Consider the following 13137-nt stretch of genomic DNA (forward strand, 5'->3'; position numbering starts at 1 on the left):
GCGTTACGAGGAGGGCCCTCGCCGGCTGGTCCGGTGAGGGCCCTCCTCGTGTTTCCGCACGCGGCGCCCAGCCTCAGATCAGCCCGTGCTCGCCCAGATACTCCAGCTGGGCACGGACCGACAGCTCCGCCGCCGGCCACAGCGACCGGTCCACATCCGCGTACACATGCGCCACGACCTCCGAGGGCGTGCGGTAGCCGCTCTCCACGGCCGTCTCCACCTGCGCCAGCCGGTTGGCCCGGTGCGCGAGGTAGTACTCCATCGCGCCCCGCGCGTCGTTCAGCACCGGCCCGTGCCCCGGCAGCACGGTGCTCACCCCGTCGTCCACCGTCAGCGAGCGCAGCCGGCGCAGCGAGTCCAGATAGTCGCCGAGCCGCCCGTCCGGATGCGCCACCACCGTCGTACCGCGCCCCAGCACCGTGTCTCCGGTCAGGACCGCGGCGTCCGCCGGGAGGTGGAAGGAGAGCGAGTCGGCCGTGTGGCCGGGCGTGGGCACCACCCGCAGCTCCAGCCCGCCGGTGGTTATGACGTCGCCGGCCCCCAGCCCCTCCTCCCCCAGCCGCAGCGCCGGGTCCAGAGCCCGTACGCGTGTACGCGTCAGCTCGGCGAAGCGCGCCGCGCCCTCCGCGTGGTCCGGGTGGCCGTGGGTGAGCAGCGTCAGAGCGACCCGCTTGCCCGCCTGCTCCGCCGCGGCCAGGACGTCCTTGAGGTGGGCGTCGTCGAGCGGGCCCGGATCGATGACGACAGCCAGGTCGGAGTCCGGCTCGGAGACGATCCAGGTGTTGGTGCCGTCGAGCGTCATCGGGGAGGGGTTCGGCGCGAGGACGCACACCGCCCGATCGGTGGCCGGGCCGCCGATGGCGCCGCCTCGCGGCTGGCCGGGCAAGGATGCTCCGTACGTCATCAGGTCGCTCCCCCCGTGGAGCCCGTGGGGCCCGTGGGGCCCGTGGGAATGTGCTTGGTGAACTCGTCATGCCCCGGCCAGCTCAGTACGACCTGGCCCTCCTCCAGCCGCGCCCGCGCCAGTACGGGCGTGAGGTCCCGGTCCGGGGCCGCCGCCAGCGCGTCCGCGACCGCACCGTACGGCTCCAGCTCGCGCAGGGTCGCGATGGTCGGCGGCATCATCAGCAGCTCGCCCCGGTCGTACCCCGCGGCCGCCTCAGCGGGCCGGATCCAGACGGTGTGGTCGGCCTCGGTCGAGGCGTTACGGGTGCGCTGGCCGTGCGGAAGGGCGGCCACGAAGAACCAGGTGTCGTAGCGGCGCGGCTCGAACTCCGGGGTGATCCAGCGGGCCCAGCACCCGAGCAGGTCCGAACGGAGCACGAGCCCGCGGCGGTCCAGGAAATCGGCGAACGACAGCTCCCTGGCGACCAGCGCCGCGCGGTCCGCGTCCCACTCCTCGCCCGTCGTGTCCGCGACGACCGTGTGCGGCGTCGGGCCCGCGAGCAGCACACCCGCCTCCTCGAAGGTCTCCCGGACCGCCGCGCACACGATGGCCTGGGCCGCCGTCTCGTCGTCGGCCGAGAGGCCCAGCCGCCGCGCCCACTCCCGGCGCGACGGCCCGGCCCAGGCCATCCCGCGCTCGTCACGCGGGTCCACCGACCCGCCCGGATACGCGTACGCCCCGGCGGCGAACGCCATGGAGGTCCGTCTGCGCAGCATGTGCACGGCGGGGCCCTCGGCCCCGTCGCGCAGCAGCAGCACGGTGGCCGCCCGGCGCGGGGTCACCGGGGTGAGCTCGCCGACCGCCAGCCGCCGGATGCGCTCCGGCCAGTCGGGCGGATACCACTGACCATTCGTAGTGGACATGGCCGGATGCTATGCGCTGACGCGCGGATGTTCGAGGGGACCGGGGCGGCGCGCCGCCTCAGGGCACGGTGAAGCCGCCTCAGGACGCGCTGAAACGGAACGCCTGGTTCGCCTCGCCGGTACAGGTGTTCTGAATCGCCTCGGCGCCCTCCGTACGGGGCGGCAGGATCCCGATGCACAGCCCGCTGTGGACCGGGCGCAGCCGGAACCCGCCGTGGGACGGCTCCAGCCGGAACTTCATGTTGTCGGCGTCCGTGCAGGGGCTGCGCGGGGCGAGCAGGGCGCCCGACCCCATCGCGTTGTCGTCGACGGCCAGGCAGCCGAGGCCCTTGCCCTCACCGGGGTGGTCCCACTGGATGCGGTAGACACCGTCGCCGACCGCGTCCAGGGACACGCGGGGCAGCGGGACGTCGGCGCACGGCATCTGAGCCGCGATCTCAGCCCTCCCGGTCTTGCGTTCCTTGCCCTCGGTGAGGCAGAGGCCGGGGGCCGAGACGGGATGGATCCGCGTCAGGCCCGCGGCGGGCAGCCGGGGCTTGGAGGCGGCGCCCGTGGCCGTCGGCTCGGGCTTCGACGAGGAAGCGTCGCGGGTCGGCGACGTGGTCGGGGTGTCGTCGGCGACGGGCTCCTTGGTGGCCGGCGTCTCCGAGGTATCCGGGGTCTCCGACGTATCCGAGGCGCCCGAAGGCGCGTCGGCGCCCTTGGACGACCCGCCGCCGGACGAGCCGGAGCTGGCCCCGGGCCGGGCGTCGGGGCCGCCGCCGGAGCCGGAGAACGGCCAGTAAGCCAGCAGCAGCACCCCGACAGCGGCGGACAGCCCGACCGCGAGCGTGGGCAGATACCGCCTTCTCCACGCCGAGCCGGACGTGGGCTCCCCGGGTCCCGGGCCGGGCCCCTCGCCGGAGGCGAGCACCTCGGTCACCTCGGCCGGAGGGCTGATCTCGTGGCTCCGCTCGTCCGGGTCGGGCGGCGTAGGGCCGCCGGGCCGGGTCTCGGCGGCGTGGGCGGGTACGGGTGCGGGTGCGGGCGTTGGGGCGTGCCCGGCTGTGGCGTCGCTGGTGTCGCGTTCCGGGGCGGCCTCGGATGCGGCTACGGAGGCGTCAGCACCGTCGGAGGCGGGCGCGGAGGCCGGGACACCGGGCTCGGTCGAGGCCGAGGCGGCCCCGGAACCGGCTATGGACAGCCGCCGACGGGCCGCCAGCCATACGGCCGCGGTCTCCTCGTCCCCGCCACACGCCTTTACGAACGCGGCGAGAAGCTGCTCCCGGGGCAGGTCGTCCCGGCTGAGCGCGCCCGAGATGGTGGCGCGTGGCAGCACATCCCCGGCGGCCTCCGCGTTCCGCTCCAGCTGGCGGTAGCTCAGATCGGCCCAGCTGCGCAACTGCCGCATCGCGACAACAAACTCGGCCGCCGTACGTGCCGCCTTCGGGTCAGGCCCCGTCTCCATGACCGCTCCTATGCGTTCGGGCTGTCCAAGCAGCCTAATGCGCATACGAGTTGGCCAGGGCATGTCTGCGGACGACGTGTTCACGGTGAGGCGTTCCCCTCGTCTCAGGATCCGATATGGCGGTAGGCGACGACCTGCGAGGACGGGGGCAGGGGCGCGATGGTGACCCTCGTCCCGGGCCGGGGAGCGTGGATGACCCGGCCGCCGCCGATATAGAGCACGACGTGGGCGCCGCGATGCGACAGAACGATGTCCCCGGGAACCAGCCCGGACCGGGTGGTCGGGGTCCCGGCCAGCGACTGCTCCCAGCTGCTGCGCGGCAGATTCACCCCGGCGGCCCCCCAGGCCCGCATGACCAGGCCGGCGCTGTCGAAGCCCCGAGGGCCGACGCCGCCCCACCGGTAGGGCTTGCCCAACTGCCCCTTGGCGTACACGATCACCGCCGCGACGGGCCTGGGGGCGGTCTTGGGGGCGGTCTTGGGGGCTCCGTACGCCTTGGAGACCCTGGACGCCGGGGACGCCGGGGACGCCGGGGTCCGGATGTCCGCTTCACGCGCGTCGTCGGAGCCACAGTCGGCCGCCGACAGCCTCGGTGTCGACGCCGACGCCGACGCCGACGCCGACGCCGAAAGCGTCGCCGTCGGACCGTGCACGCCGACGGTGGCGACGCCGACGACCACGGCGACAAGAGACCCCACGGCCACAGCCGTCGAAGCCGTCGCCGGCCGCACCCGCCCGACCGACCGCGTCTGCTCCGTCATCACGACCTCCTTCATGGGCCTCGTGGTGGGCCCATGAAGGAGCGTTTTCTGCGCCGTACCGTCCGGCAAGGTCTCCTGGCGTCCCGGACAGTCCGGGACTGTCCGACCTGGTCAGAGGCGCGCCCTGGACCGCTCGGCGCGCACGACGACCCTCGGCGCAGGCGTCGGGGGGCGGATGTCAGTGGCGGGTGTCACCCTGACTGCATACGGACCTACGCGGGTCGGAAATCCGACGGAGAAGGCGAGCGGCCGCCAAGGGGACCGGTCGGGAAGGGAAGCGCCATGATCACCACTGACTATGTGCCCGGCTCCCCGTGCTGGATCGACCTCGGGGCGCCCGATGTCGCCGCCGCGGCCCGCTTCTACGGCTCGGTCTTCGGCTGGCAGCTCGACCCCCCGGAGCTGGAGGCGGACGGATACGGCGTCTTCCGGCTGGACGGAAAGAGCGTCGGGGGCCTGGGCCGGCTCACCCAGGAAGGGGCCCGCTCGGCCTGGATGATCTACTTTCAGACCCCCGACGCGGAGGCCGCGACCACGGCGGTCGAGCGGTCCGGCGGCTCCATACGGGTCGCTCTGTTCGAGCCGGACGACGAAGGCCGGATGGCGCAGCTGACCGATCCGCAGGGCGGCCAGTTCGCCGTCTGGCAGCCGGGGACGATGCGGGGCCTGGAAGCGGTGGACGTGCCGGGCTCCCTCTGCTGGATCGAGCTGTACACGACGGACGCGGCCGCCGCGAAGGAGTTCTACGGCTCCCTCTTCGGCTGGCAGACCCAGGACATGCCGCTGCCGGGCGAGGGCGGCGTGTACACGCTGATCGCCCCGGCCAACCTGGGCCCCGAGCGCGCGCAGGGCGGCATCATGGGGCTCCCGGCGGATCACCTGGCGCTCACCGGCGGCCGGCCGTACTGGCACCCGGTGTTCGCGGTCGCGGACTGCGACGCCACCGTCGCCAAGGTCACCGAGGGCGGCGGCAGCGTGCAGATGGGCCCGGTGGACATGCCGGAGGTGGGGCGGCTGGCCGTCTGCCTCGATCCGTCCAGCGCGGACTTCGTGGTGCTCGCCCCGGCGCCCGGCTGAGCCCGCGAAAGCCGCGTACGAAGCCGCGTACGAGAGCGGCCCACGAAGAGCCCGTGCCGACCGCCCACGCCCGGCAGTCCGGGCCGACCGCCCACACCCACTGTCCGGGCGGACCCGTTTCGGGCCCCGCCCGGCCCCAGTCCGGACCTAGTCCGCGACCTCGACCTGGATCTCGACCTCGACCGGCGCGTCCAGCGGCAGCACCGCCACGCCCACGGCGCTGCGGGCGTGCACCCCCGCCTCGCCCAGCGCCTCGCCGAGCAGCTCACTCGCGCCGTTGACGACGCCCGGCTGCCCGGTGAAGTCCGGGGCCGAGGCGACGAAGCCCACGACCTTCACGACCCGTACGACCTTGTCCAGGTCGCCGATGGCCGACTTGACCGCGGCCAGGGCGTTCAGCGCGCAGATCCGCGCCAGCTCCTTGGCCTCTTCCGGCGTCACCTCGGCGCCGACCTTGCCGGTCACGCCGAGCTTGCCGTTGACCATGGGCAGCTGGCCCGAGGTGTACACATACGCCCCGGAGCGGAGCGAGGGCACGTACGAGGCGAGGGGAGCCGCGACCTCCGGCAGGGTCAGGCCCAGCTCGGCGAGCTTGTCCTCGACCGCGCTCATGCGGCCTTCTCCCGCTTGAGGTAGGCCACCAGCTGCTCGGGGTTGTTCGGCCCCGGCACGACCTGGACGAGCTCCCAGCCGTCCTCGCCCCAGGTGTCCAGAATCTGCTTTGTGGCGTGTACGAGCAGCGGCACGGTCGCGTATTCCCACTTGGTCATAGGGCCGACTGTAATGCCTGTCTGCCGGGGCCTGGTGCGTAGCCCGGACGACGACTGGTTAGGCTCCCCATTGTGAGCAGGCTCCATGTCGTCAGTGGCAAGGGCGGAACCGGCAAGACCACGGTCGCCGCGGCACTCGCGCTGGCCCTCGCGGCCGACGGCAGGCGAACCCTGCTGGTCGAGGTCGAAGGCCGCCAGGGCATCGCACAACTCTTCGAGACCGGGGCGCTGCCCTACGAGGAGCGGAAGATCGCCGGCGCGCCGGGCGGCGGTGAGGTGCACGCGCTCGCCATCGACCCCGAGTTCGCGCTCCTCGACTACCTCCACATGTTCTACAAGCTGGGTTCGGCCGGACGGGCGCTGAAAAAGCTCGGCGCGATCGACTTCGCGACCACCATCGCCCCCGGGCTGCGGGACGTCCTGCTGACCGGCAAGGCGTGCGAGGCGGTGCGCCGTAAGGGCAAGGACGGCCGCTTCGTCTACGACTACGTCGTGATGGACGCGCCGCCGACCGGCCGGATCACCCGCTTTCTGAACGTCAACCACGAGGTGGCGGGGCTGGCCAGGACCGGCCCGATACACAATCAGGCGCAGGCCGTGATGCGCGTGCTGAAGTCCCCCGAGACGGCGGTCCATATGGTCACGCTGCTGGAGGAGATGCCGGTCCAGGAGACCGCGGACGGCATCGGGGAGCTGCGCGCCGACGGCCTGCCGACCGGTGCGGTCATCATCAACATGGTGCGACCGGCGATCCTCGACCACGCGGCCGTCGACGCCGCCGCCAACGGCCGGCGCGCCGCCGTCGCCAAGGCCCTGTCCCAGGCGGGGCTGGGCGGTGCGCGCCGCGGTGGGCTCGCCGAGCGGCTGGTGGACCCGCTGCTGGAGCAGGCCCGTGAGCACGCGGAGCGGGTCGCCCTGGAGCGGGCGCAGCGGGCGGAGCTGACGGGCCTGGAGCTGCCCCTGTACGAGCTGGAGCTGCTCACCGACGGCGTCGACCTGGCCGGCCTGTACCGGCTCGCTACGGATCTGCGTAAGCAGTGGCCGATGTGAGCCGCACGGGCGACGGCGGCGACACGAGCGGCGCGACACGAGCGGCGCAATCCACACCATCAGCGCAATCGGCATGAACGGTACGAGCGGGCGGTACGCGTCGTACGCGCCGTACGCAGGAGGCGGCAGAAGCATGGACATGGCACCGCAGCTGGACACCGACGCACTGCTGGCCGACCCCGAAACCCGCATCATCGTGTGCTGCGGCTCCGGCGGCGTCGGCAAGACCACGACGGCCGCGGCCCTGGGTGTACGGGCCGCGGAGCGGGGCCGTAAGGCCGTCGTCCTCACCATCGACCCGGCCCGCCGGCTCGCGCAGTCGATGGGCATCGACGCGCTGGACAACGTGCCGCGCCGCGTCGAGGGCATCGACGGCGCGGCGGGCGGCGAGCTGCACGCCATGATGCTGGACATGAAGCGGACCTTCGACGAGTTCGTCGAGGCGCACGCCGACCCTGAGCGCGCCCGCGCGATCCTGGCCAACCCCTTCTACCAATCACTTTCGGCCGGTTTCGCGGGCACGCAGGAGTACATGGCCATGGAGAAGCTGGGCCAGCTGCGGGCCCGCGACGAATGGGACCTGATCATCGTCGACACGCCGCCGAGCCGGTCGGCGCTGGACTTCCTGGACGCGCCCAAGCGCCTCGGCTCCTTCCTGGACGGGAAGTTCATCAAAATCCTGATGGCACCGGCGAAAGTCGGCGGCAGGGCCGGGATGAAGTTCCTGAACGTGGGCGTGTCGATGATGACCGGCACGGTCAGCAAGGTCCTGGGCGGGCAGCTGATGCGCGACGTACAGACCTTTGCCGCCGCCATGGACACGATGTTCGGCGGCTTCCGCACCCGCGCGGAGGCCACGTACCGGCTGCTACAGGCGCCGGGCACGGCCTTCCTGGTGGTGGCGGCCCCGGAGCGGGACGCGCTGCGCGAGGCGGCGTACTTCGTGGAGCGGCTGGCCGCGGACCGGATGCCGCTGGCGGGGCTGGTGCTGAACCGGGTGCACGGGAGCGGTGCCGTGCAGCTCTCGGCGGAGCGGGCGCTGGCGGCCGCGGAGACGCTGTCCCTGGGTCTGGCGGAGACATCGGGCGCGTCGAATCCGGCGCAGCCAGCCAACCCAAGGGGCTCGGCAGGCCCGGCAGACACGACAGACCTGGCGAGCGAGGCAGGCGAGGCCGAGGGCGCGACCCTCACCGTCAACAGCCCAGAAAATCTTGCCGAAGACGGCATTGTCGACCCCGGTTCAGGGCATGCTCAAGAGCAGAACGCCTCAGCGGCGGACGACTCCTCGGCATCTGACCCCGACGGCTCCCCCACGTCGGCAGAGCGGCTGGCCGTGGGGCTGCTCCGGCTGCACGCGGAGCGTATGCAGGTGCTCACCCGCGAGCAGCGCACACACCATCGCTTCACGACGCTGCACCCCGAGGTTCCCGTGGCGGAAGTGGCCGCGCTCCCCGGCGACGTACATGACCTCGCGGGGTTGCGAGCGATCGGCGAGCGCTTGGCGGAGCAGCCAGAGCGGCAGCCCAAGAGCGCGGCGGGCTAGCAGCCGCGCGAGGGCATCACGGCACCCCGAACTCACGCATGTGCATGGAACTCACGCATGCGCACGTGACCACCGCCTGGGTCGTGACGTGGTGATGAGAGAAACGAAACGTCACACCGCCAGGATGGATTGCCTGACGGCCCAAGCTGTCCGAGAACGCACGGACGCAAGCGACCGGACACCCTGAGGCCCTTGGCCGACCACCGGCCGCAGACCGCAGACCGCAGACCGCAGACCGCCCGAACGTCAGCCGTCAGCCGTCGCCCGCCCGAACGCCGATCGCCCGCTACCCGACGGCGGCGAAGCGCTCGTATTCCTCGTCGTCGAGCGGCAGGATGCCCGCGCCGCGCTCGTACTCGAGGCGCGCGGTCTCCAGCAGCCGGCGCCAAGAGGTGACCGTGGGACGGCGGCGCAGTAGCGCCCTCCGCTCACGCTCGGTCATGCCACCCCACACGCCGAACTCGACGCGGTTGTCCAGCGCGTCGGCAAGGCACTCGGTGCGCACCGGACACCCGGTGCAGACCGCTTTGGCCCTGTTCTGTGCCGCGCCTTGAACAAATAGTTCATCTGGATCAGTCGTGCGACAGGCGGCCTGCGCACTCCAGTCGGTTACCCAGCCCATGCTGGCGCCGTCCTCTCCCGATTCGGAGCTCCCCCACGGCGACAAACGGCATATTCACCGTCGCCAGTTGAGGACGTTACGGAAGGCGGACAGGGTGCAACACCCCCTGCGGGCCCAATCTTGGATGGCCCGAACGGACTATGGGTACGCGGCAGATCACCCAACGGAGTGAGCTGACGACATGCGCGACTTACCGCACAAATAGGGGTAGTTCACCCACTCCAAAAGGGGTGGGACATAACACAAGACAGCAAATGGGGCAGGTCTCATCACTCACTTGAGTGAGAGGGGTGATGGTGCTCGACCGCACCGAAGTGACTGGCGTGAATCAGCGTATGCGAACAGGTGGTCCCCTGTCCGGCGATTCGGCACGTAGGCTGCCCCCATGGGTAACAAGCGTTCGGGCGGAGGTCTGTCCCCCGCTCAGCAGGCCGCGAAGTTCCTCGGCGTCAGCGTGCTCGCGGGAGCGGTGCTGGCCGGGCTCGCGCTGCCCGCCGTCGGCGCGATCGGACTCGCGGCCAAGGGAACGGTCGAGCAATTCGACGAAATTCCGGCCAATCTCAAAAGGCCGCCGCTCAGCGAGCGGACCACCATCCTGGACGCCAAGGGCGGCGAGATCGCGAAGGTCTACTCCCGCGACCGCACCATCGTGGACCTCAAGGACATCTCCCCGTACATGCGGAAGGCGATCGTCGCGATCGAGGACGCGCGCTTCTACGAACACGGGGCGATCGACCCCAAGGGTGTGCTGCGCGCGCTCAACAACAACGCGCAGGACGGCGGCGTCTCCCAGGGTGCCTCCACACTCACCCAGCAGTATGTGAAGAACGTCTTCGTGGAGGAGGCGGGCAACGACGAGAAGGCGGTCGCCGAGGCCCAGAAGAAGTCCATAGGCCGCAAGATCAAGGAGCTGAAGTACGCGATCCAGGTCGAGAAGGAACTGGGCAAGCAGCGGATCCTGCAGAACTACCTCAACATCACCTTCTTCGGCCAGCAGGCCTACGGTGTCGAGGCGGCCTCCCAGCGCTACTTCAGCAAGCACGCCAAGGATCTGAAGCTGGAGGAGGCCGCGCTGCTGGCCGGTCTCGTCCAGTCGCCCAGCAGCTACGACCCGGTCAACAACGCGGAGGTGGCCAAGGCCCGCCGCAACACCGTGCTGCAGCGCATGGCCGACGTGAAGGACGTCACCCAGGCTCAGGCCGACGCGGCGAAGAAGAAGCCTCTCGGGCTCAAGGTCAGCTCGCCCAAGAACGGCTGCATCACGGCCGTGAGCGGCGCCGGGTTCTTCTGTGACTACGTCCGCGAGGTCTTCCTCAACGACCCGGTCTTCGGCAAGACCCGCGAGGCACGCTCCCAGCGCTGGAACCGCGGCGGCCTGACGATCCGTACGACCCTGGACCCGAAGGCCCAGCAGTCGGTCCAGAACTCGATCAAGTCCCATGTCTACAAGGACGACCCGGTCGCCACCGCCGTCACGCTCGTCGAGCCCGGCACCGGCAAGGTGGTCGCGATGGGCCAGTCCAGGCCGTACGGCTTCGGGCCCAACGACCTGACGATCAACCTGTCCGCGGACCATGCCATGGGCGGCTCGAACTACGGCTTCCAGGTCGGCTCGACGTTCAAGCCGATCACCGCCGCGGCCGCCCTCGAGCAGGGCAAGAAGCCGTACCAGCGCTACTCCTCGCCGTACGAGATGGACTACCCGAGCCCGGTGTCCACCTGCAACGGCTCCTGGTCCAACAACGAGGGCGCGTCCCTCACGAACGAGGACCCCAAGGAGAAGGGCCCGTACGGCCTGAGGGAAGCGCTCGCGAAGTCGATCAACACCTACTTCGTGCAGATGATCAGTGACATCGGCGTCTGCCCGGTCACCGAGATGGCCGCCAAGATGGGCGTGCACCGCGCCGACGGCAAGAAGCTCAACCAGGTGCCCGCCATCACCCTCGGCACGGACGGCTTCTCGCCGCTGACGATGGCCAACGCGTACGCGACCTTCGCCAACCGCGGTATCTACTGCACCCCGGTGTTCATCGAGTCGATCACCGGCCCGGGCGGCAAGGACCTCGAGGTCCCCAAGTCCTCGTGCACCCGCGCCATGTCGGAGAAGACCGCCGACACCATGAACACCCTGCTGCGCGGCGTGGTCGAGGACGGCACCGGCCAGAAGGCGGGCCTGGAGAACCGGCCGAGCGCCGGTAAGACGGGTACGACGGACGAGCGCAAGGCCGCCTGGTTCGTCGGCTACACCCCGAACCTCGCCGGCGCGGTCTGGGTCGGCGGCTCCGGCTCCAAGGGCGTCAAGATGGAGAACATCCGGATCGGCGGCATCCTCCACGACAAGGTCTACGGCGCGGACACCCCCGGCCCCATCTGGAAGGACGCCATGAGCGGCGCCCTGGAGGGCAAGCCGGTGGAGAACTTCGTCACCGTGCCGATCAAGGACCCGAATGAGAAGCCCCGCGACGACGACAAGGACCACGGCGACAAGCCGGGCCGCGACAACGGCGGGAACAACGGCGGCGACAGCCCGTGGCCGGACATCACCCTCCCGCCGGACGTGATCGGCGGCGGGGACGGCGGCAACCGGGGCGGAAACGGCAACGGCGGAAACGGCAACGGGAACAGCAACGGTTGGAACTTCCCGTAGCGCGTGGCTGAGCGCCGAGAAGTGATCGGCGCGGCAAGACAGGGCCGAGACGGCCCAGACAGGTGAAGACAAGGAAGCGGGCCCGGACACCGTCCGGGCCCGCTTCGTCTTCGCTCTTGATACCGCCCCTGGGTGCGTCAGCCCTCGGCGAGCCGCCGCTTGACCGCGGCGGCCACCCGGCCGCCCTCGGCCCGGCCCGCGACCTTCGGGTTCACGATCTTCATCACCGCGCCCATGGCCCGCGGCCCCTGCGCACCGCCCGCCGCGGCCTCCTGTACGGCCTCCGCCACCAGCGCGTCCAGCTCCTCGTCCGTGAGCTGCTTGGGCAGATACTCGGCGAGCACCACGCCCTCGGCCCGCTCCCGCTCGGCCTGCTCCGCCCGCCCGCCCTGCGCGAACGCCTCAGCCGCCTCGCGCCGCTTCTTGGCCTCGCGCGCGATGATCTTCTCCACCTCGGCATCGGACAGCTCCCGGGCGGTCTCGCCCGCGACCTCTTCCTTCTGGATCGCGGTGAGGGTCAGCCGGAGCGTAGCGGAGCGCAGCTCGTCACGCGTCTTGATCGCTGCGGTGAGATCGTCCTGCAGCCTGGACTTGAGCGTGGTGGTCATGCCGTCGAGTCTGCCAGCCCTTGCCGGGAATCACCCGAAGATTTCTCGCCCGGCCACGGTCTGCGACCATGGTGACCATGCGCGCGCGATACGGAGTACCCCTGGGAATCACGGCGGTCGGCGCCGCCGGCCTCGTCTATGCCGCCGGCTTCGAGGTCCGGTCCTTCCGCCTCCGACGGGTGACCGTCCCCGTACTGCCACGCGGCATGCGGCCGCTGCGCGTCCTCCAGGTCTCCGACATCCACATGGTCAGCGGCCAGCGCAAGAAGCAGCGCTGGCTCCAGTCCCTCGCCGGGCTCCGCCCCGATTTCGTCATCAACACGGGTGACAACCTCTCCGACCCCGAGGGCGTCCCCGAGACGCTGGACGCGCTCGGCCCGCTCATGGAGTTCCCGGGCGCGTACGTCTTCGGCTCCAACGACTACTACGGCCCCAAGCCGCGCAATCCGGCCCGCTATCTGCTGGAGAAGGCGAGCGGCAAGCACGGCCTGAACGGCAATCCCCCCGTGGTCGGCGCGATCCACAACCCCTGGAAAGAGCTGCGCGACACCTTCGACGCGGCCGGCTGGGTCAACCTTTCCAACGCCCGCGGCCGGCTGAAGCTGGACGACGTGGAGATCGCCATGACCGGCCTGGACGACCCCCACATCAAGCGCGACCGCTACGGCGAGGTGGCCGGCGGCCCCGAATCGGACGCCGACCTCTCCCTGGCCGTCGTCCACGCCCCCTACCTGCGCGTCCTCGACGCCTTCACCGCCGACCGCTACCCCCTGATCCTCGCCGGCCACACCCACGGCGGCCAG

Annotated in this window: 13 protein-coding genes; 5 read left to right on the forward strand and 8 right to left on the reverse strand. The window is 71.1% G+C overall.

Annotated elements, in window-relative coordinates; translation table 11 throughout:
* Window positions 1-73: 73 nt before the first annotated feature.
* The 4 genes from CCN51_RS17010 to CCN51_RS17025 all read right to left on the reverse strand — a co-directional run bounded on the left by CCN51_RS17010 (window position 74) and on the right by CCN51_RS17025 (window position 4017).
* Entirely contained in the window at window positions 74-904 is an 831-nt protein-coding gene (locus tag CCN51_RS17010) for an MBL fold metallo-hydrolase (RefSeq protein WP_086859696.1), read from the reverse strand.
* Window positions 904-1809 (reverse strand): NUDIX hydrolase, encoded by a 906-nt coding sequence (locus CCN51_RS17015; protein ID WP_014178402.1) that lies wholly within the window; start codon window positions 1807-1809, stop codon window positions 904-906. The genes CCN51_RS17010 and CCN51_RS17015 overlap by 1 nt, the downstream gene beginning before the upstream one ends.
* A gap of 79 nt (window positions 1810-1888) precedes the next feature.
* A complete protein-coding gene (locus tag CCN51_RS17020) occupies window positions 1889-3256 on the reverse strand; it encodes an RICIN domain-containing protein (RefSeq protein ID WP_014178401.1) in 1368 nt (455 codons plus the stop codon).
* 104 nt (window positions 3257-3360) lie between these two features.
* Entirely contained in the window at window positions 3361-4017 is a 657-nt protein-coding gene (locus CCN51_RS17025; protein ID WP_143675819.1) for a C40 family peptidase, read from the reverse strand.
* Between the two features lie 282 nt (window positions 4018-4299).
* On the opposite strand from CCN51_RS17025, the gene CCN51_RS17030 reads away from it, so the two are divergent.
* A complete protein-coding gene (locus tag CCN51_RS17030) occupies window positions 4300-5094 on the forward strand; it encodes a VOC family protein (protein ID WP_014178399.1) in 795 nt (264 codons plus the stop codon).
* Between the two features lie 147 nt (window positions 5095-5241).
* Here CCN51_RS17030 and CCN51_RS17035 read toward each other — a convergent pair whose 3' ends face one another.
* Together CCN51_RS17035 and sp36 are read right to left on the reverse strand one after the other, a co-directional pair.
* Window positions 5242-5706, reverse strand: a complete 465-nt coding sequence (locus CCN51_RS17035) for a RidA family protein (protein WP_014178398.1) — start codon at window positions 5704-5706, stop codon at window positions 5242-5244.
* On the reverse strand, window positions 5703-5864 hold the full coding sequence (sp36, locus tag CCN51_RS17040; protein ID WP_014178397.1) for a Sp36 family protein: 162 nt from the start codon (window positions 5862-5864) through the stop codon (window positions 5703-5705). Before sp36 ends, CCN51_RS17035 begins: the two co-directional genes overlap by 4 nt.
* 72 nt (window positions 5865-5936) lie before the next feature.
* Here sp36 and bagA point away from each other — a divergent pair, with 72 nt between their 5' ends.
* Complete coding sequence (bagA, locus tag CCN51_RS17045; RefSeq protein ID WP_014178396.1) at window positions 5937-6914, forward strand: ATPase BagA; 978 nt, start codon at window positions 5937-5939, stop codon at window positions 6912-6914.
* Between the two features lie 133 nt (window positions 6915-7047).
* Complete coding sequence (gene bagB / locus CCN51_RS17050) at window positions 7048-8457, forward strand: ATPase BagB (RefSeq protein WP_014178395.1); 1410 nt, start codon at window positions 7048-7050, stop codon at window positions 8455-8457.
* Between the two features lie 286 nt (window positions 8458-8743).
* Here bagB and CCN51_RS17055 read toward each other — a convergent pair whose 3' ends face one another.
* The gene (locus CCN51_RS17055) at window positions 8744-9079 is read right to left on the reverse strand and encodes a WhiB family transcriptional regulator (RefSeq protein WP_043487364.1); all 336 of its coding nucleotides are present in this window, start codon (window positions 9077-9079) and stop codon (window positions 8744-8746) included.
* Window positions 9080-9464: 385 nt separating this feature from the next.
* On the opposite strand from CCN51_RS17055, the gene CCN51_RS17065 reads away from it, so the two are divergent.
* Window positions 9465-11726 carry a transglycosylase domain-containing protein gene (locus CCN51_RS17065; protein WP_014178393.1) on the forward strand — a complete coding sequence of 754 codons (2262 nt, stop codon included), beginning with the start codon at window positions 9465-9467 and terminating at the stop codon, window positions 11724-11726.
* Between the two features lie 137 nt (window positions 11727-11863).
* Here the strand turns inward: CCN51_RS17065 and CCN51_RS17070 are convergent, their stop codons facing one another.
* Window positions 11864-12334 (reverse strand): GatB/YqeY domain-containing protein, encoded by a 471-nt coding sequence (locus tag CCN51_RS17070; protein ID WP_014178392.1) that lies wholly within the window; start codon window positions 12332-12334, stop codon window positions 11864-11866.
* Window positions 12335-12411: 77 nt separating this feature from the next.
* On the opposite strand from CCN51_RS17070, the gene CCN51_RS17075 reads away from it, so the two are divergent.
* On the forward strand, window positions 12412-13137 hold a 726-nt coding region (locus tag CCN51_RS17075), incomplete at its 3' end, for a metallophosphoesterase (protein WP_086859698.1).

This window comes from Streptomyces milbemycinicus, from assembly GCF_002154605.1.
In the GTDB taxonomy this organism is placed as follows: domain Bacteria; phylum Actinomycetota; class Actinomycetes; order Streptomycetales; family Streptomycetaceae; genus Streptomyces; species Streptomyces milbemycinicus.

Excerpts from the sequence above, each read along its gene's own strand:
- CCN51_RS17010 (WP_086859696.1), bottom strand. The coding sequence starts at position 904 with ATGACGTACGGAGCATCCTTGCCCGGCCAGCCGCGAGGCGGCGCCATC.
- CCN51_RS17015 (WP_014178402.1), bottom strand. The coding sequence starts at position 1,809 with ATGTCCACTACGAATGGTCAGTGGTATCCGCCCGACTGGCCGGAGCGC.
- CCN51_RS17020 (WP_014178401.1), bottom strand. The coding sequence starts at position 3,256 with ATGGAGACGGGGCCTGACCCGAAGGCGGCACGTACGGCGGCCGAGTTT.
- CCN51_RS17025 (WP_143675819.1), bottom strand. The coding sequence starts at position 4,017 with ATGACGGAGCAGACGCGGTCGGTCGGGCGGGTGCGGCCGGCGACGGCT.
- CCN51_RS17030 (WP_014178399.1), top strand. The coding sequence starts at position 4,300 with ATGATCACCACTGACTATGTGCCCGGCTCCCCGTGCTGGATCGACCTC.
- CCN51_RS17035 (WP_014178398.1), bottom strand. The coding sequence starts at position 5,706 with ATGAGCGCGGTCGAGGACAAGCTCGCCGAGCTGGGCCTGACCCTGCCG.
- sp36 (WP_014178397.1), bottom strand. The coding sequence starts at position 5,864 with ATGACCAAGTGGGAATACGCGACCGTGCCGCTGCTCGTACACGCCACA.
- bagB (WP_014178395.1), top strand. The coding sequence starts at position 7,048 with ATGGACATGGCACCGCAGCTGGACACCGACGCACTGCTGGCCGACCCC.
- CCN51_RS17055 (WP_043487364.1), bottom strand. The coding sequence starts at position 9,079 with ATGGGCTGGGTAACCGACTGGAGTGCGCAGGCCGCCTGTCGCACGACT.
- CCN51_RS17065 (WP_014178393.1), top strand. The coding sequence starts at position 9,465 with ATGGGTAACAAGCGTTCGGGCGGAGGTCTGTCCCCCGCTCAGCAGGCC.
- CCN51_RS17070 (WP_014178392.1), bottom strand. The coding sequence starts at position 12,334 with ATGACCACCACGCTCAAGTCCAGGCTGCAGGACGATCTCACCGCAGCG.